Raw genomic sequence first — 18,202 nt, 5'->3', positions numbered from 1 at the left:
TCGGATCCCGATCGGGGGGATGCCCTTGCGGGCCGCTCACCCCTCCTTGAAGCCGTATTCCGGCGTGTCGTCGTCGTTGCCGTAGTACTTGTACGGCAGGAACTTGCCCGACATGGTGAGCTTCACGCGGTCGCCCTTGTTGTTGGCCTCCCGGGCCATGTCCATGTTGAAGTCGATCGCCGACATGATGCCGTCGCCGAACTCCTCCTGGATCAGCTCCTTGAAGGTCGTGCCGTAGACCATCACCAGCTCGTAGAACCGGTAGATCAGCGGGTCGGTGGGCGGCATGGACGGGATCGAGCCGCGATAGGGCGGCTCGTTGAGCATCCGCTCCTCGGCGGCGGTGAGGCCGAAGAGCTCGGCCGCCCGCTTGGCCTGGGCCTTCGGGAGCTTCATCTGGCCCATGCAGGCCGCGGTGATCAGGAACGGCGACAGGCCGCCGATCTCCGCGTGGATGTGCTTCCAGCTCCACCCCTTCTCGCGCTTGATGTCGAGAAGCTTCTCGGTGAGGTCTTCGCGCTTCATCGTCGGCTCCCGGATCTCGATCTGCGATGGGTCCGGTGAGGCCGCGCGCTCCGCGGCCCCACCCACCCGGTGCGGGTGCGCGTCCGGACCGCGACCGGTGAGGGTGGACGGTCGCGTCCGGACGCGGACGTCCGCCGGGCGTCGTCGCGGCGCGCCTTCGGGAGCGGTGCCGGCCGACGGGCGGACAGCCTCACTCGGCAAAGGGTGTGCCAGAAGGGATGCCGGAGAAATGGCTCGGTCTGCCAGAGGTTTGGGTCGCCGGATGTCGCTCACGACATCTCGTTGGAAACGAGATATCGTGAGCCAATGACGATATCTCGTGAGTCCGGTGCCGCCGGAAGCTTCGGGCCGGTCTTCGAGGCGAGCCCGGATCCCATGCTGGTCCTCGCGCCGGAGGAGGACCGGGTCGCGGACGCCAACCCGGCGGCGGCGCGCCTCCTCGGCTACGGCCGCCCGGCGCTGCGCGGCGCGCGGGCGAGCGCCCTGTTCCCGGGCCAGCTCCCGGCGCTCACGGTCTTCACCGAGGCCGCGCTAGCCCGGGGGCACTGGTGGACGCGCACATTGGCGCCGCGCGACGCGGCCGGGCGCGACCTGCGGGTCGAGACCGCGGCCTTCCCGCTCCCGGGCGACGCGATGCGCCTCCTCGTCACCCTGGCGGACCCGGACACGCTCCACCGCCGCCAGGTCGACGGCGAGGCCGAGGCCCACATGCGCGCCGGCCTCTCGGAGTGGCAGCGCGTGGAGCGCATCTTCCGCGACATCGAGCGGGGCAACCAGCTGATCCTGCGCGCGGCCGGGGAGGGGATCTACGGCGTCAACGCGGAGGGTGTGACCACCTTCGTCAACCCGGCCGCCGCGCGCATGCTCGGCTGCGAGGCCGCCGACCTCGTCGGCCGAGACATGCACGCCGCCGTGCACCACACCCGCCCGGACGGGAGCCACTACCCCCACCGCGACTGCCCGATCTACGCGGCGTTCCGGGACGGGACCGTGCATCAGGTCGATCACGAGGTCTTCTGGCGCGCCGACGGCACCGCCTTCCCGGTCGAGTACACCTCGACGCCGATCCGCGACCGGGGGCGCCTGCTCGGCGCCGTCATCGTGTTCCGCGACATCAGCCAGCGCCGGGAGGCCGAGGCCCGCCTGACGAGCGCGCTCGCCGAGGTCGACTCCCTCCGCGAGCGCCTGGAGCTGGAGAACGCCTACCTGAAGGAGGAGATCCGGGCCGAGCGCCAGCACCAGGGCATCATCGGCCGCTCGCCCGCCATCGCGGCGACGCTCCGGCAGGTCGACCGCGTCGCCGCCACCGACGCCACCGTGCTGATCACCGGCGAATCCGGCACCGGCAAGGAGCTGATCGCCCGGGCAATCCACGAGGGCAGCCGCCGCAGTGCCCGCCCGATGATCCGCGTCAACTGCGCGGCGATCCCCCGCGAGCTGTTCGAGAGCGAGTTCTTCGGCCACGCCAAGGGCAGCTTCACGGGGGCGCTGCGCGACCGGATCGGCCGGTTCGAACTCGCCGACGGCGGCACGCTGTTCCTCGACGAGGTCGGCGAGATCCCCCTCGACCTCCAGGGCAAGCTGCTGCGCGTCCTGCAGGAGCGCTCGTTCGAGCGGGTCGGCGAGGCGCGCACGCGGGCGGTGGACGTGCGCGTGGTCGCGGCCACCAACCGGGACCTGCGCGCCGAGATCCGGGCGGGCCGCTTCCGGGAGGACCTCTACTTCCGCCTCAACGTCTTCCCGATCCAGGCGCGGCCCCTGCGCGAGCGGCCCGAGGACATCCCGCCGATCGCCCAGCACCTGCTCCGGGTCGCCGCGCGCCGCCTCACCGTCCCGGAGCCGCGCCTCACGGAGGGCGATGTCCGCCGCCTCTGCCGCTATTCCTGGCCCGGCAATGTCCGGGAACTGGAGAACGTGATCGAGCGGGCGGTGATCCTCTCCGCCCGGGGGCGCCTCCGCCTCGACCTGCCCGACGGTGAGGCGACCGGACCCGCGGACGCGGCCAGCCCGGCCGCGCCGCCCGGCGGGCGGCCCGCCACCGAGGCCGAGCGCCGGGCGCGCGACCGCGCCGAGATCGTCGCGGCCCTGGCGCTGTCGGGCGGCCGGATCTCCGGGCCGGGCGGCGCGGCCGCGCTCCTCGGCCTTCGGCCGACGACGCTGGCCTCGCGGATCAAGGCACACGGGATCCCGCGCGGCTGATCCGGCGGGCCTTTGATCCGATCTTAAGGCCGCTGTGCCAACGCTCGCGCCGGGCTTTCCCCGCGAAGGCGCAGCGTCCCCGACCGATGCACGACCTCTCCGATCCCGTCACTCTACCGGCCGGCACCGTCCTGTTCGAGGAGGGGGCGATCGGGCACTGCGCCTACCTGATCCTGAGCGGGCGCATCGCGATCTTCCGGCGGCGCGACGGCGCTGAGGCCGTGCTCGCCCGGCGCGGCCCCGGCGAGATCTTCGGCGAGATGGCCATCCTCGACGCCCTCCCGCGCTCCGCCGGCGCGCGCGCCGAGGCGGATAGCGTGCTCGTCCCGGTGGACGCGGCGCAGATCCGCCAGCGGCTCGCCGGCGCCGATCCGATCCTGCGCCTCTGCCTCGAGGGGCTCATCGCCCGGTTCCGCGAGACCCTGCCGCGCCTCGGGCCGGCTTCCGCCGAGGGGCTTCAGGCGCCGCCGTCGCCCTCCGCCCGCGCCGATTTCGACGCGACGGTCGCGTCGCTCGCGCAGGAGCGCGCCCTGCGGCGCGCCCTGGCCCGGGACGAGTTCGCGCTGTTCCTGCAGCCGATCGTGCGGCTCGCCACCGGGCGCCTCGCCGGCTTCGAGGCCCTGATCCGCTGGCACGATCCCGAGCGCGGGCTCGTGCCCCCCGCCGCCTTCATTCCGGCCGCCGAGGCGAACGGCCTGATCCTGGCGATCACCGCCTGGGTGATCGACGCGATCGGCCGGATCGTGCCCCGCATCCTGCAGGCCGGCCTGCGCGCGCCCGCCTCCGTCGAGCCCTCCCTGTTCGTGAGCTTCAACGTCACGGCCCAGGATCTCGCCCGCGCGGACATACCGGGCCTCGTCGACGCGATGCTGCGCCGGACCGGCCTCGCGCCCGGCGCCCTCAAGATCGAGGTCACCGAGAGCGCGCTGATGCAGGATCCGGCCGGGGCCGCGGCCGCCCTCGCGCGCTGCCGCGCCGCCGGCCTCGGCATCGCGGTGGACGATTTCGGCACCGGCTACTCCTCGCTCAGCCATCTCAGCACCCTGCCGATCACCACGCTCAAGGTGGACCGCGCCTTCGTCCGGGCGATGCTGGCGGAGCCGCGCGATCGCCGGATCGTCCAGACCATCCTGCGGCTCGCCGAGGAGATCGGGGTGGCGGCGGTCGCGGAGGGCATCGAGGGCCGCGCCGAGGCGGAGGCCCTCGCGGCGATGGGCTGCGCCCTGGGCCAGGGCTACCATTTCGGCCGCCCGATGCCGGAGGCCGACGCCCTCGCGGCGGCGGCGGCCTGGAACGCCGAGGCGTGGCGCGTCGGGCTCTCCGGGGAGGCTGATCCGGGGCGGCACGGGTTCCACGCCCGGGCCTGACGGATTCCCGGCCCCGGCGCGGTCTTTCGCCACCCCCGCGAGCGTGGTTTCGATGCACCGGGCGGGCGGGAAGCGCGCGGCTCCGGGCGGAAACGCTTGCATCCGGTGCGTGTTTTCGGACCATGCGTCTTCGGGTCTCGGAGGCGGGCTTTGGGCGGAGACGAGCGGGACGGGCAGATGGCCGAAGGGGCTGCGGGGGCATCCGCGCATCCGGCGCCCTGGGAATTCGTGCTGCCGGAGGAGACGGCCACCGAGGATCTCGGCCTGTTCCTCTCCGAGTTCCTGATGCCCGGGGACGTCGTGGCTCTGTCCGGCGGCCTGGGTGGTGGCAAGACCACGCTCGCCCGCGCGGTCATCCGCGAGCTCGCCGGCGACCCGCGCCTGGAGGTGCCGAGCCCGACCTTCACGCTGATCCAGCCCTACGCGGCCCGCGACGGCCGGCCGATCGTCCACGCCGACCTGTACCGGCTGCGCGACCCCGACGAATTGGTGGAACTCGGCTTCGACGAGATGGCCGAGGGCGCGATCACCCTGGTGGAGTGGCCCGACCGGATGCCGCCCCGCGCCGGCCCGGTGCTGACCGTGGACCTGTCCCTGCGGGCGGAGTTCGGCCCCGAGGCGCGGCTCGCGCGGATCGACGGCACCGGCGGCATGCGCGCCCGCCTCGACCGGGCCCGCGCGGTGCGCCGCCTCCTCGACCGCAGCGGCTGGGACATCGCCGAGCGGACCTTGATGCAGGGGGACGCCTCCTCCCGCGCCTACGAGCGCCTGACCAAGCCCGACGGCACCAGCGCCGTGCTGATGATCGCGCCGCCGCGACCCGACGGGCCGCCGGTGCGGGACGGCAAGCCCTACAGCGCGATCGTGCACCTCGCCGAGAGCGTCCACGCCTTCGTGGCCCTCGACCGCGGCCTGCGGGCACTCGGCTTCTCGGCCCCGAAGATCTACGGCGAGGACCTGACCGAGGGCCTGCTCATCCTGGAGGATCTCGGCAGCGAGCCGGTGATCGAGGGGGGCGCCCCGCGGCCCGAGCGCTACGCCGAGGCCGTGCGCGTGCTGGCCAAGCTCCACGCCAACCCGCTGCCCCCGGTCCTGCCCGTGGTGGAGGGGATCGAGCACAGGCTGCCGCCCTACGACATGGAGGCGCTGCTGTTCGAGGCGGAGCTGATGCCCGAATGGTACGCCCCGGCGATCCGGAACGTCAGCCTGTCGGCGGAGGCGCGGGCGGCCTTCGTCGACCTGTGGCGGGGGGCGCTCCAGGGCGCGATCCCGGACCGGCCGACCTGGACCCTGCGCGACTACCATTCCCCGAACCTGATCTGGCTGCCCGAGCGCGACGGGCTGGAGCGGGTCGGGCTGATCGATTTCCAGGACGCCGTCATGGGCCACCCGGCCTACGACGTCGCCTCGCTGCTGCAGGATGCCCGGGTCGATTCCAGCGCGGAGTTCGAGCTGCGGCTCCTCGGCCTCTACGCCCGCGAGCGCCGCGGCCGGGACCCGACCTTCGACGTCGGCGCCTTCGCCACCGCCTACGCGCTGCTGGCGGCCCAGCGGGCCACCAAGATCCTCGGCATCTTCGCGCGCCTCGACCGGCGCGACGGCAAGCCCGGCTACCTCGCCCACCTGCCGCGGATCGAGGGCTACCTCGCCCGCAACCTCGCCCATCCGGCGCTCGCCGGTCTGCGGGCTTGGCACGCGGACCATCTGCCGGGCCTCGTCGCCCCGGCGCCCGACCCCTGACCACCGGATTCCCGACCGCATGAGCGATCCCAGCCCCGCCGTCAGCCGCGCCTTCGTCCTGGCCGCGGGCCTGGGCAAGCGCATGCGGCCGGTGACCGCCACCGTGCCGAAACCCCTGGTGGAGGTGTCCGGCAAGGCCCTGCTCGACCACGCCCTCGACCGGGTCGCCGAGGCCGGGATCGGGAGCGCAGTCGTCAACGTCCACTACCTCGCCGACCTGATCGAGGGGCACCTCGCGCGCCGGGCCGAGGGGGCGGCCCCGGGACCGGCCACGACCGTCTCCGACGAGCGCGCGGCGCTGCTGGAGACGGGCGGCGGCATCCGCAAGGCGCTGCCGCTCCTGGGCGACGCGCCGTTCGTGGTGCTGAACTCGGATTCGTTCTGGCTCGAGGGGCCGGCCTCCAACCTGCGCCGGCTGATCGAGACCTGGGACGGGGACCGCATGGACGGCCTGCTGCTGGTGGCGCCGACCGCCACCAGCCTCGGCTACGAGGGCGCCGGGGATTTCGTGATGGATCCGGACGGCCGCCTAGAGCGCCGCGGCGAGCGCGCGGTGGCGCCGTTCATCTACGCGGGGGTGGCGATCCTCACGCCGGGCCTCTTCGCCGACACGCCGGAGGGCGCCTTCTCGCTCAACCTGCTGTTCGACCGGGCGATCGCGGCGGGGCGGCTGTTCGGGATGCGGCTCGACGGCCAGTGGCTGCATGTCGGTACGCCGGAGGCGATCCGGGCCGCGGAGGAGCGCGTTCGCGCGAGCGCCCGGGCCCCGTAGAGAGCCGGATCCGGGGCACAATGCGCGGAGCGCGAAGTCCTTGTCCGAAGTGTCTTGCCAAGCCGGATCTGAGCCTCTAGAAGCCCCTTCACACCGGCGGGCCGAGAGCCCGCCGCCGTGTCAGGCGCCCGTAGCTCAGCTGGATAGAGCACCAGACTACGAATCTGGGGGTCAGAGGTTCGAATCCTTTCGGGCGCGCCATCTAACCTATTCTTATACATCGCGATTTCCTTTCAATGCCTTCGGTTTCGGAGGCGCGGTTTGCAGTTGGTTTGCAAATTTGGTTCGCGGTGAGTTCTCCCAGTTGAAGATGGCTTGGTCCGCGAGCGCTCGCGTTCGGGCGAGGTAGCGGTCCAGGATCACGGTCACCGTCTTGAGCGAGTGGCCGGTGATGGTCGCGATCTGCTGCGGGTTGCAGCCGGCCTCGGACAGCATGGTCACGGCCGTTCCGCGGAGATCGTGGAAGTGCAAGGCTACCGGCTCATCAAGGCCGGGCAGGCTGATCCGGCTGAGACCCGCTTCGGCCGCCGCCTCCTCCCAGAGCCGGGCGAAGTAGCGCTTCTGCAGCGCCCTCCCGGTCTTCGTCGTCAGCACCAGCGGCGAGCCTCGTGGCATGCCGTCCAGCATGCGCCGCAGCGCCAGGGTGCAAGGAATGGTGATCAGAGGCGCCACGCGGCCGCCGCGGGCGCTCTTGCCCTGCCGTAGGGTAATCGCGGTCCCATCGTAGGCAGACCAGGGCAGGCGCAGGATGTCCGCCTGCCGTTGGCCCGTGTGCAGGGCGATGATGAGAGCACGTTGCAGCTCGATCGGTGCAACCGCCATGAAGGCTGCGATGTGCTCGGGCAGCCATACGATCTCGGAGCGATCGGCGTGATAGAGCCGCTTGAAGCCGCGGACGTGATTGGCCTGGATCCGGCCGTTTTCCTGAGCCCAGGTCAGCATGGCCGAGATGACGGACAGCCGGTTGTCGCCCTCTCGCTCACCCGAGGCGCGGGCGACCTTCGCGCGCCAATCGAGGAAATCGCGCCGCACGCCGGGCTCGTTCAAGGCCTCGATCGGCATGTCGCCGAACTGGGGCTCGGCCTTGGTCAGCATGCGCTTGTACTCGCGCTGCGTCCCAGCCGAGAGCTTCGTCTCGAACTCCGGTGAGGCGGTGAACTCGCGCACCAAGCCGTTGAAGGTTTCGCCCGAATGCCGAGCCTTGAGCGTGCGTTCGGCTTCGGCATAGCTCAGGATGAAGGAGCGCTCGCCAGGCTCACCTTCGAGCCGCATCCCGGTTGCGCGGTGATACCAATAGGCCCGCCGCGTTCCATCCTTGAGCGCCTTGTAGGTGGCGAAGACGCCCGGGTAGTCAGCTCGCACCACGGCTCGCCCTCCAGGCTTCGAGCTTCGTGAGCGGCTGAACAGAGTCGTCCCCGGATACGACGACGATGCGGCCAGTGCTGGGATCAATCTCGACGCGCCCGACCTTGAGTCCGGCGGCCTGAGCGCCCTTCACGGCACGTGCGATTGCGGCCTGGGTGATGACCGGGCGTCGCGGCATCATCAGTCCTTCTGCTTCACGACGCGCCAGAGTGGGCAGCCAGCACGATCAAGGATCGTGTCAGCCAAACTGCGCAGGTTGAGGATTACGGTTGCGGCCGGGACCGAATCGGAAGCGAAATAGGCGTCGACGGCGCTGACGAACTCGTGGCCGTTGCCGTCCCAAACGAGATACCAGCGGTCGAAGCCGGGCGGGGCGCGAACCGGGGGCTCGTTGGCCAAGCCCTCGGGATCTTCGACGGCCCCCTCGATCTTGGCGAGTGCCATCACGATGATGGCCGAGGCGCTATCTGCGATCGCGGCGCTCGCGCTGGGGGGCACCTTGAAAGCCGCCAGGCTCTGCATGACGAGCAGCTTCGCCAAGGCGCGAGCATCTTTGCGCTCGTGCCCAGGATTGGACTTGGCGTCGTGATCCGCTCGCCGAAGATTGCGCTGCTGGGTCGTGCTGACGCCGGTGATCGCCTCAGTACCGCTAGCGGAAAAGGTCACCGGTTCGAAACGAATGGTCACGTTTCAACCTCGCGATCGTGTAGCCATACACGAACCTGACACAGCAGTGGTTTCGTGTAAAGCCACACGATGCGAGCTGTCCCTATCGTTCAAGATCGCCGCCGCCTCCGCGCAGCCACACGATCTGCGAGACGTGCCCTTCGGGTGCACCGAGGCTCGGCTCCGCGTCGCCCCCGTCCTCGAGGTCCGGATCCTCATCCATCTCGTCGAGAGCGGCCACGAGGTGGTCGACGGCGTCGAGAGCCAGGGCCAGCGCCCCCTCGATGCGGGCCCGGGTGTCGGGGATGGTCAACCGCTGACGGCGGCGGAACGGGATGACGTTGCTCATCGTGTAGATCCCGAGGTGACGTTGATCTTGGCGAGTTGAGCTGCGCCTTGCTGGATCTGCCGGAGCACATTCCAATGGCTCGCGAGGGGGCCCTGTGCCGCGATCGGCCGGCACGGCCCGGAGTCGTCGCTATCAAGCCGCGCCAGCAAGAGCGCCTTGATCCCGAGGCCCTCAACCGTTCCGGCCGGTAGCCGGGCGATCTGCTCCGCGAGCTCGGTGCAGGCCCGATAAGCGGCCTCGTCACCGTCCGATTCCTCGGCCACCCATGCCGCCATGAACTCGGCGCCGAGAGCGGCTAGGGCAGCGTCGGGACGCGACGCGGTGGCGGATGTAGGCGTCTCCCGCTCAGCATCGCGCAACAGGGAGTTCAGCAGCCGGCCGCCGGGATAGTCGCTATCGTGCTCGTCCTCGTAGTGCCCGGCAGCTCGTAGCTTGATACGCAGGCCTTCGGCGCTGAAAGCCGGCATCTCAGCGATGCGATCAGCGAGCGCCTGGACCTCGACTTCTGCCGCTTCCGCGCGATCCTCCCTGTCATCCTCGTCACTTTCGAACGCGGCGCGGACCCGCGCACATTCGGCCTTCCACGCGTCCCACGCGGTGATGATCTCGTCGGCGCGAGCCTGTGCCTCCGGCCAAGGATGATGCTCGACAATCGTGTGAGCGTCCGCCGGCAGCCCATCGTCCGGTCGAGGCGCTCGCCTCACTTCACGGACGTATGGCTTCCGTCGCATCCAGGCGACATCATCTGCGGACACCTCCATGCCGTCGAGCGCAGCCGGCTCGGTCAGATATTGGCGGAGGTAGAGTCGTCGATCGTCCTCGCGGAAGTAGAGGCATGTCGGACGCTTCGGCGTCGCAGAGATCCGGGCCTCAATCAGCTGCTGCGATGCCTCATGAAGGGCTCTGGCTCGAGCGATCGCGTTGTCCAGCTGAGCACCGAGCTGCAGCAGCTCGGCGTCTACCACTTCGGCCGAGGGCGGCGGCGACGGATCCGGACGTCGGATGAACCGCCCGGCGGCGTCCCGGGCGCGGGCGGCACGCTGGCGAAGATCCTGAGCTTCCGGCGCGGCCTTCGCGGTGTTGGGCCTCCTCATGGCAGCCTCCCTCACGCGAGAGGGATGTAGCCGTAGGCGAACACGCCCCCGGCTACGATGAGAGCAGCGGTAACGAGCTCGCCGGCCAGGTCGAGGAAGCGCGGCGCGCGGACGTGCTCGGTGTCGGGCCGGACGGGTGCGACCGCCTCCCAGGCCTCGACCGTGCCGGGGACGAGCTCGTTGGCCTCCAGCGTCGGCTTGGCGCGATTGTAGTGGGCCGCAGGCGAGCAAGAGCGTTCACCGGCCCGCGCCGGTGCTGTAGAATGACGGGTAGCCATGATCGTCTCCGAGGGACGTGCGTGGTCAGGGCCGCGAGCGAGGGTTCCAGCCTTGCTCCGGCCCGCACTTTGTGACATCATAAAAATACGATGTCAATTTGTGATGCCACAAAAAAACGGGGACGCCCCGCCACAGGTAAAGGTGAGCCTGTGACTGTCCGGCTGCAGCCAGATCACACAGGTCCCCTCGACGCCTGGATCAACGCTCAGCCGGATCCGAAGCCCTCGCGACCAGACGTGCTGCGTCAAGCGCTTGCAGATTGGCTAAAAGAAAAAAACAGGAGGAACGCGTGACTTCTGAAGTGTGCGTGATGAATAGGCAGGCACTTGTATTGGCTGCCGATAGCGCCGTCACGGTTTCCAAGTGGGACGACAACGGCAAAAAAGAAGAGAGATACTTTAAAGGCGCAAACAAGGTTTTCCAGTTATCAAACCATCAGCCTATTGGAATGATGATTTTTGATACGGCTGACTTGCATCGATTTCCGTGGGAGATTATTGCAAAGCAATATCGCAAACAACTTGGTAATAAAACATGCGGTTCTCTTGAGGATTATGCCGCAGATTTCTTCTCGTACATAGAGCAAAATCTAGATATATTTTCTGCCGCGGATCGGATGTCCATATTTGTTGAGGCTGTCGATCGCGCGATGGTCAGAAATATTGCTATAGCCAACGACGATCCGTCTGTGAAAGCTGCTGCGGGCAATCAAGCGGCGGAAGATGCTGCGCGAAATATTGCGCTCGATAAAATTAGAACTCTGTTTGCCGGAATGCCCATAGTTGCTCCCATAACTCAGGCTGAAGTAGACGCCTTGGTCACATTGCACCAAGCTGAACTGGATAAAGAGGCGACAGACGATCTGACAATTTTTGCGGCCGGATCAACATATCCCATCGCTCATCTAATCGAAATTGGTGTTGCTGCCGTCTTTAAAGTTGAGGATGCTTATTTATCTGAGACCGGGATTGTCGTCGCCGGCTTCGGTGACACGAGTCATTTCCCTGAATATATAGAGTATAGCTGCTTAGGGCTGTTTGGGAACAAGCTTCTGACAAAAAAGATCGGCGATCACAAGATCACCAGACGCAGTACTGGATTTATCAATGCGTTTGCCACCAAGTCAATGGTTGACACGTTTTACCTTGGGTTCAGCCCAGACGTATTCTACGCCGTGAGGCACAATCTTAAAGATATTCTCAAGGCTAACGCCGCAGCTATTATCACTGCTGTGGGCGGGAATGCAGTTGCTATACCAGACACTGTCATAGACATGGTGGTAAAAGATCACACAGACTCTTGGACTAAGTATGTATTCGACAGGCATGCGTCGCCTTTCCGCTCAGTTGTAGGGTCATTGCCAATAGATGATTTATGCAATTTGGCAGAGACTTTAGTGATGCTAGAGTCTCTTAAGGAAAAAGTAACTAAGCCGTCGGAGTCTGTCGGCGGTCCTATTGATGTCGCTGTCATTACAAAAGCAGAAGGCTTCCTTTGGGTTAAGCGGAAGCACTTCTTCGACGCAAAGCTAAATCCACGATATATGCACCGTCAGCATGCAAGTTAATATGAATGTGGAGGAGGCTATGATGAACGTTTCTGATATCGAGCGGCAAAAGCTTATCGATGAGCTGTCTAAAATTGAGGATCGCAGCCTAGATATCCTTGTCGAGACACCGCCGCAGCGGCCAGTTATAGAAGATAGATCCAACAAAGAGGATTATAGGAAGATTCTTCAGGAGTTTAAAAACTCTGATGATACGTCGAGCAAAATGTCGGCTAGACGTCGTTCGAATTGACGCTTGCCATTCCAATGTGCCGATCACTCAAGAGGAACTTCAGGGCAAACTGTCGTGAACCCTAAGGATGATTGACTCAGTTTGCCTTCCATCTGGGTGAACATCTCGTGGCTGCCGTATCTCGCGAGCTTCGAGCGGCACAGGTGCGGTTCTCGGTCGACCCGGCCGACATCCCGCCGGAGAAGGTCGCGCGCCGCCTGCATCTCACGCTGGCGCAGTTCGTTGCGGTCCGGACGCGACTGTTCATGCGGGGCTTCCCGCTCCCCGACATCGACACCGGCATGTACTGCCTCGAGGCGGTCGACCGATGGCGCCTGCAACGATACCCAGCCCTATTCCCCGAGCTGCCCCGGTTCGATGCGGCAGTCATCACAGATGGCTCGGGGAAGGATCTGGGGACGGCGACCCGTGAAGTCTTCGGGAGGAAGCCTGCCAAGCGCAACCGAAAGATCGACGATTGCTTATAAGAGCCGGCGCCTCAAAGCCTAGCCGCGGCAGCTCCGCGTGCGTCTATCCTGTGGCTCGCCTAATCGCGACAGTGATCCGCGAGCGCGATAGTGACTAGGTCATAAAACTGACCCAAAATTGATATTTACGGTGGCGCTTCATGGGTAACCTGCAGCGGGCGTTAAATGATGTCATCTCCCAATTGCCGCGGAATATACTCAAGAAATTTGTCAAGGAAAAACTTGTTTCAAGCAATGTTGCGCCATCGGAGGGAATGATCGATGCTTTGACCGATCACATACTAAAGGGGGAGGCAGAAAATTTTGTGTGGCATGACGACTCCTTAGGCGACGAAGATATAGATATCAAATTATCATTCGATGGTCGGGATTTTGAGGAGTTAGATCGGCTAATTAATGACCTGCCTGGAAAGATCGAGCATGTAGTACAAGACTCAGTCGAAGTAGGCGGAAAAATTCTACACCGGCAGCTCACGAAGAATTGGCAAACCTACGGCGAGATTCAGCGCATTGAGATTTCAGAATTTGCAGGCAGGCTGGAGGATCGTTGGGGAAAGGGCCTTGATCAACTTCGCATGCTTTTGACGGCATCTAGAGAAATCAGCCAAGAGGCCGCCAAGCGTCATCGCCGATCGAAGTCGAATTCTCATAGGCAGCGCCACTTTATACTCGCGCGATTACATATGCGAGCATGCCAGATTTCTGATGAGATCATCGTCCTGCTCGAAAATGGTTTTGCTGATGGTGCGATGGCCCGATGGCGGACGTTGCACGAGATTGATGTCGTGGCGACAGTCATTGAAGACGGAGATGAGGTACTCGCCCAACGCTACATTGATCATGAAATTATAGATCAAAAAAAGATGATCGACGACTGGGATGAAAACCAGGTCAATTTAGGGTATTCTCCGGTTGATCAAAAAACACGTCGCGAAGTCGAAAGCAAGTATCAGGCTGCTCTAAAAAATTATGGGCCCGAATTCAAAAACGAGTACGGGTGGGCGTCACAGCATCTAAGTATGAAGAGACCGGATTTTCGAGCGATGCAACGCGCTTCCGAGCAGTCTGGTATGAGTACCTATTACAAGCTCGCCAATTACAACGTGCACGCAAGTTCAAGGAGTATGTTTGTTCGATTGACTGATATGGGCAGCGATATTCCGATCGCAGGACGAAGCAATGCGGGTCTTCTAGAGCCAGGTCAGAACACAGCTTTTACGCTGACACGTATCACCGCAGCTCTACTCGGCCGGGTCCGAGGATTGGACGAACTCGTAAAGGTGCGAGCGCTCACCATGATGCGGGATGCAGCGCAGGAAGCGTTCGTGAGGGCAGATAGAAGACTTCAAAGAGACGAAGCTGCGTTACGGCGCGCGCAGAAGAAGAAGGCGAATCGATCAAGAGCGAGACGTTCAGTGTCTGCGAAGACGTGACCATGCGAGGCCGGCATATCGTGGCGGGGGGGGGGCGCTACGGCGAGCCGTAGAACACCCGGATTGCCCGCACGATCGAGCATTCGACGCCGACCAGGAACGTCTCGAATTCGTGCTCGAGCATCCGCCGGTTCGAGCGGTCCTGTGCGTTCCCGGCGCGCTGCTCCGCGAGAATAGCAGCCAGACGCTTCTCGGCCGCGGCGCGGGTAGGCCCGAAGGTGCCGCGCATCAGGTTCGGGACGATCCGTACCTCAGCCGATCGGTAGGCGAGCACAGCCCTGTACCACTCCTCCTCGGGCAGCTCTCGCTGGCGCAGCGCAGGTTCAAGGATGGCTCGCTCTTGGGCCGTGACGATCATGTCGCCGTGATCCCCGACGAGCTCGTCGTCCGACAGCGTGCGGGCGCGGATGTGGGCCTCGACTACAGGCGCGGCGCCTTTGGCGAACCGGCGCACAGCCTCGGCGGCCTCGTCCTCGGTCGCACCTTGAGCCCTGCGAGAGACCCCGTACATCACGCTGGCATCGGCCACCATCGCCTGCAAGTGCTCGAAGCGGTCCCGATCGTCACCAACCTCGTCGCAGGCGCGGCTCGCGACATCGTGCCCGATTACCTCCGCCTCAGGCATGCGTGCGTCCCTTCTTGGCCTGTGCCTCAGCAGCGCGTCGCTGCTGTCGCGTCATGCCGCCAGTGGCGAGGGCAACGATCCTATCTGCAATCGCCGGTAGGATCACGTCGGCGCGCTGCGCGGAGATCCGCCGGCCGGGCACGTCCGGGAACACGATGCCCTTCACAGCCGAGACGCCGTGCCGGGTGATCGTGGTCATCATCATGTAGCCGCCGACGAAGCACACCGGCTCGCCGCCAGGCAGCAGAGGCTCCCGTAGCTCGCGCTGGGCGCAGACGATGCCGGCGGCGTAGTGAGCGATGGAGGGCAGCTCGTCGAAGTCCGCCTCCGGGTCGACCTTGTAGAACTCCATGGCCTCGGAGGTCGGGAGCGGCCGCACGTAGCCCGCGTCGATCTCCAGGACCTGGTACGGCAGGGCGAGATGCATGGTCTCGGCATCGATCTCGATGCCGCGCGCCGCCGCCTCGGCGCTCTCATCCTTCGAGCTGAGGAAGATGGCGCGGGGCCGGTCCTGCGCCTTCGACCACCCGACCGCGATCACCTCAACGTGGCCCTGCTCCATCCACCCTGTGAGGTGATCGGCCTCGCGCTCGCACCAACGCCGGAGGAAGTCCGCCGCGCCATCGGCGAAGGCGTCGAAGTCGGCGAACAGCAGGCTCGCCTCGGTCGCGATCGTAGCGTGTGCCAACCCCGGGCCGCGCGTGGCGATGGCACCGGGCCAATTCGCCACTACCTGGCTCTTCGGGCCGAAGTTCTGCACCACGCCTTCGAGGTCGTACCACGCCGCGTCCGTGACGAGGTGCCCAGCCTCACGCTGCAAGAGGACGTTGATCGCGGTCATCGGCCGGCTTCTCCTGATCGGGCTTCGGGTTGTCGTTGGCGGTCCGGCGCTTGCCGAAGTGACCGCCGATGCCCAGCGCGGGGCCGGCCGCGGCCAGCAGCGGGTTGGCCGTCATGGCGCCGGCGAGCGCACCGCTGAGGCCGCCCAGGAGCGGGCTCTGCGACGAGTAGCCAACCGAGGCACCGGCCGCGATCGTGGTCAGGCCCTGGCCGAGCGGCGAGGTGAGGATGCCGCCGCCCTGGCGCGATTCCTTGAGCCAGCCCGAGACTGCGCTGCCGAGGCCGGTTTCGGCGCCCAGGCCGAGGGCGGACGCGATCTTGTCCGTGTTGAACATGCTCCCGAACATGCTCGCGGTCGGCAGGGACGGCCCCTGCGCGCCGGGTAGGGGCGAGCCGGCCTCGCTCGACGTGCCGCCGCCGAACAGGCTGCCGAGGCTGATCTTGCCGCCGAGCAGGCCGCCCAGCTGCCCGCGCTCGCTCGAAGCAGTCCCGAGGATGCCGGCGAGCGGCCCCTCGCCGGAGATCAGACCCTTGAGGACGCTGCTGCTGAGCGACTTCGACAGCGAGGCGAAGGCCTGCTCCATCTTCTGGCCGCCGAGTACGATATCGTCGACGAACCCGGTGAAGCCGTCGGCGAGCTCGCGCTGGCCCTCCTTCAGGAGCTCGAACGCCCTGCGGTTGTCGGCGAGACGGGACGTGCTGGCGGCCAGCCGATCGCCGAGGCGGTCCCACTCCACGCGCATGGCCTGCGTGACTTCGGTCCCGTCCTTCTGCGCGGCGCGCTCCAGATCGTGCGCCAGCTTCAGCTTGATCACCGCGTCAGTCGTCTTGCCGACGCTGTCCGCCTCCAGGTTCAGCTCGTCGATTCGGTCCTCTGTGCGCTTCAGCAGGAGGTCGTAGGACGAGGCTGCCTCCTGGGCGGCCTGCTTCGCCTGCTTCGCCGCCGCGGTCGCCTTGGGCAAGTTCTCGACGCCTGGCCCGAAGTTGTACGGGAACGAGCGGCCCGTGATCTTGAATGGCGGGCCCTGCGCCTCGGGCGGCCCCTGCACCTCAGCGGTCTGCTGCTTGGTGATGATGCCGTACTTCGCGGCCAGATCCGCGGCGGCCGAGCCCGCGGACTTGATCCCGTCGAGCATCTTCGTCGTGAGCGTGCCGACCAGATCCGCGCTCGCCGCGTTCGCCTCGTTGACCTTCTCCAGCACCCACTGGACGGACTGAAGGATCTTCAACCATGCTTCGTTCGCAGCGATGGCAGCGGCTGACAAATCGAAGGTCACACCGACAGCATCGCTAATACCTTGTTTTGCATCGGCGATCTGCTTGTTCAGTTCGAGGGCCTTGTCTACCTCTGCCTGCTTCAAGACTTCTTTGTCCTGAAGAGAGTTAAGGTCGGCAACAATCTGGCCGATATTCGCCTGTCCCGTCCGGACGCGCTCGGCCACGTCGGGGCCGAACAGTTTCTCGGTCAGGTCGAGGGCCGCGAACTCCTGTCCGCGCTCCTGAAGCTCCTTGATCGCGTCCAGCGTCGCGCGGACCTTCTCCTGTGCGGTGTTCGCGGTCTCCAGGGCCGCCATGGATGACGGCTTGTCCGCCCCGAACGCCCCGGAGGTGTAGAGGCTCGACACGGTCGAGAGCGCGCCGCTGGCCTGCCCGTAGCGCTCCTTCACGAAGTTCGAGGCCTGCTGCAGGGCCCTGTCCATCTGATCCGTGGTCGCCTGGATCTTCGGGCCCAGCGCCTCGAACGATTTCACGAAGGGGGCGGCGAGGTCGAGGCTGCGCGCCTTCTCGCCGAGGGCGATCAGCCGTTCGAGGTCGTCGCCGGCCTTGCCGATCGCGGCGCGCACCGCCTCGAATGCGACGAACGCAAGCACCGCCGGCCCGATCGCGCCTGGCAGGCCGCCGAGCGCCCGGCTCATCAAGCCTGTCGCGGTCGTGATGCCGGCCACTTTCTCGGCATAGGTCCCGAGGCCGCTGGCCGCCGCCGTGGCCGCCGTCGAGGCGAGGCCGAGACCGCGCGCGGCCACCGTGGCGGCTGCGACCACCGTGGGTCCCATGGCGGACGCACCCTCGGCGAACGCCGCCGTCGAGGCCGACGCGGCGCCGAGCGACCCGGCGGCCGACGTGGCAAGGGCCGCGAGCCCGCGCGCCGCCGCGACGCTGCCGGCGATCACCAGCAAGGGGTGTTCGAGGGCAAATTTCCCGGCGGCTCGATACGCCTCGTTCTGCTTCTCCAGCGACTGCACGTTGTCGTTCGACGCCCGGTCGACCGCCGCTGCCGAGCGGGCCGCAGCAGCCTGAGCGTCGGAAAAGCGCTGCGTCGCGGCCGTCAGCGCGTCCTGCTGAGACTGTGCCATGCCCAGGATCTGCGCCTGAGCCTGCATCTGCGCCTGAAAACGATCATTCGCGGTCGCCAGCTTCGCCTTGCCTTGCGCCGCTCTGTCGGCCGAGGCCGCAGCCTTGGTCTCGGCGTCCATGGCCTTGGTCTGCGCGGCGGTCGCCTTTCCCAGCGAGCCAGCCAGCTTGTCGGCCTCGGCCTGGGTCTTCTCCAGGCCCTCGTTGCGCCAGCGGAAGACGGTCTCTGTGACCTGCAGCGTGTTGATCTGGGCCACGTCAGCACCTCGCGCGGCGCGTCGCCACCTCAGGCGGCGGAATCAGGGGCCCCGAGCGCCGGTACATCCGCGG

At 66.4% G+C, this 18,202-nt stretch carries 17 protein-coding genes and 1 tRNA gene; 9 read left to right on the top strand and 9 right to left on the bottom strand.

Annotated elements, in window-relative coordinates:
• Positions 1–36: 36 nt before the first annotated feature.
• Positions 37–525: a cyanase gene (gene cynS, locus ACLBYG_RS15190; protein WP_029358676.1), complete on the bottom strand. Its 489-nt coding sequence runs from the start codon at positions 523–525 to the stop codon at positions 37–39.
• Between the two features lie 306 nt (positions 526–831).
• Between cynS and ACLBYG_RS15185 the strand changes: the two genes are divergently transcribed.
• From ACLBYG_RS15185 to ACLBYG_RS15165, 5 genes are all read left to right on the top strand, one after another.
• Positions 832–2,724, top strand: coding sequence for a sigma 54-interacting transcriptional regulator (locus tag ACLBYG_RS15185; RefSeq protein WP_447681991.1), 1,893 nt, complete (start codon positions 832–834; stop codon positions 2,722–2,724).
• Positions 2,725–2,810: 86 nt separating this feature from the next.
• Positions 2,811–4,091 (top strand): EAL domain-containing protein, encoded by a 1,281-nt coding sequence (locus ACLBYG_RS15180; RefSeq protein ID WP_447681990.1) that lies wholly within the window; start codon positions 2,811–2,813, stop codon positions 4,089–4,091.
• A gap of 177 nt (positions 4,092–4,268) precedes the next feature.
• Positions 4,269–5,831, top strand: coding sequence for a tRNA (adenosine(37)-N6)-threonylcarbamoyltransferase complex ATPase subunit type 1 TsaE (gene tsaE / locus ACLBYG_RS15175; protein WP_447681989.1), 1,563 nt, complete (start codon positions 4,269–4,271; stop codon positions 5,829–5,831).
• Positions 5,832–5,850: 19 nt separating this feature from the next.
• Positions 5,851–6,603, top strand: a complete 753-nt coding sequence (locus ACLBYG_RS15170) for a nucleotidyltransferase family protein (RefSeq protein ID WP_091927888.1) — start codon at positions 5,851–5,853, stop codon at positions 6,601–6,603.
• 124 nt (positions 6,604–6,727) lie between these two features.
• Positions 6,728–6,804: transfer RNA gene (locus ACLBYG_RS15165), tRNA-Arg, on the top strand.
• Between the two features lie 12 nt (positions 6,805–6,816).
• Here ACLBYG_RS15165 and ACLBYG_RS15160 read toward each other — a convergent pair.
• The 5 genes from ACLBYG_RS15160 to ACLBYG_RS15140 all read right to left on the bottom strand — a co-directional run bounded on the left by ACLBYG_RS15160 (position 6,817) and on the right by ACLBYG_RS15140 (position 10,355).
• The gene (locus ACLBYG_RS15160) at positions 6,817–7,965 is read right to left on the bottom strand and encodes a tyrosine-type recombinase/integrase (protein ID WP_447681988.1); all 1,149 of its coding nucleotides are present in this window, start codon (positions 7,963–7,965) and stop codon (positions 6,817–6,819) included.
• 183 nt (positions 7,966–8,148) lie between these two features.
• Complete coding sequence (locus tag ACLBYG_RS15155; protein ID WP_447681987.1) at positions 8,149–8,655, bottom strand: hypothetical protein; 507 nt, start codon at positions 8,653–8,655, stop codon at positions 8,149–8,151.
• An 82-nt stretch (positions 8,656–8,737) separates the two neighbouring features.
• The gene (locus ACLBYG_RS15150) at positions 8,738–8,983 is read right to left on the bottom strand and encodes a hypothetical protein (RefSeq protein ID WP_447681986.1); all 246 of its coding nucleotides are present in this window, start codon (positions 8,981–8,983) and stop codon (positions 8,738–8,740) included.
• Positions 8,980–10,077: a hypothetical protein gene (locus tag ACLBYG_RS15145; RefSeq protein WP_447681985.1), complete on the bottom strand. Its 1,098-nt coding sequence runs from the start codon at positions 10,075–10,077 to the stop codon at positions 8,980–8,982. The genes ACLBYG_RS15150 and ACLBYG_RS15145 overlap by 4 nt, the downstream gene beginning before the upstream one ends.
• Before the next feature lie 11 nt (positions 10,078–10,088).
• Complete coding sequence (locus ACLBYG_RS15140; protein WP_447681984.1) at positions 10,089–10,355, bottom strand: hypothetical protein; 267 nt, start codon at positions 10,353–10,355, stop codon at positions 10,089–10,091.
• A 290-nt stretch (positions 10,356–10,645) separates the two neighbouring features.
• Here ACLBYG_RS15140 and ACLBYG_RS15135 point away from each other — a divergent pair, with 290 nt between their 5' ends.
• From ACLBYG_RS15135 to ACLBYG_RS15120, 4 genes are all read left to right on the top strand, one after another.
• Positions 10,646–11,923, top strand: a complete 1,278-nt coding sequence (locus ACLBYG_RS15135) for a hypothetical protein (RefSeq protein ID WP_447681983.1) — start codon at positions 10,646–10,648, stop codon at positions 11,921–11,923.
• Between the two features lie 19 nt (positions 11,924–11,942).
• Entirely contained in the window at positions 11,943–12,155 is a 213-nt protein-coding gene (locus tag ACLBYG_RS15130) for a hypothetical protein (protein ID WP_447681982.1), read from the top strand.
• Between the two features lie 71 nt (positions 12,156–12,226).
• Positions 12,227–12,622: a hypothetical protein gene (locus ACLBYG_RS15125; protein ID WP_447681981.1), complete on the top strand. Its 396-nt coding sequence runs from the start codon at positions 12,227–12,229 to the stop codon at positions 12,620–12,622.
• A gap of 140 nt (positions 12,623–12,762) precedes the next feature.
• Positions 12,763–14,055 (top strand): DUF5677 domain-containing protein, encoded by a 1,293-nt coding sequence (locus ACLBYG_RS15120; protein ID WP_447681980.1) that lies wholly within the window; start codon positions 12,763–12,765, stop codon positions 14,053–14,055.
• A 37-nt stretch (positions 14,056–14,092) separates the two neighbouring features.
• Here the strand turns inward: ACLBYG_RS15120 and ACLBYG_RS15115 are convergent, their stop codons facing one another.
• From ACLBYG_RS15115 to ACLBYG_RS15105, 3 genes are read right to left on the bottom strand one after another with little or no spacing between them, the layout of a single operon-like run.
• The gene (locus tag ACLBYG_RS15115; RefSeq protein WP_447681979.1) at positions 14,093–14,680 is read right to left on the bottom strand and encodes a hypothetical protein; all 588 of its coding nucleotides are present in this window, start codon (positions 14,678–14,680) and stop codon (positions 14,093–14,095) included.
• Entirely contained in the window at positions 14,673–15,521 is an 849-nt protein-coding gene (locus tag ACLBYG_RS15110) for a hypothetical protein (protein ID WP_447681978.1), read from the bottom strand. Before ACLBYG_RS15110 ends, ACLBYG_RS15115 begins: the two co-directional genes overlap by 8 nt.
• Complete coding sequence (locus tag ACLBYG_RS15105) at positions 15,490–18,129, bottom strand: hypothetical protein (RefSeq protein WP_447681977.1); 2,640 nt, start codon at positions 18,127–18,129, stop codon at positions 15,490–15,492. Before ACLBYG_RS15105 ends, ACLBYG_RS15110 begins: the two co-directional genes overlap by 32 nt.
• Between the last annotated feature and the right edge of the window lie 73 nt (positions 18,130–18,202).

Source organism: Methylobacterium sp. D53M (assembly GCF_053345625.1).
This window is presented reverse-complemented; position numbering and strand designations above follow the sequence as displayed.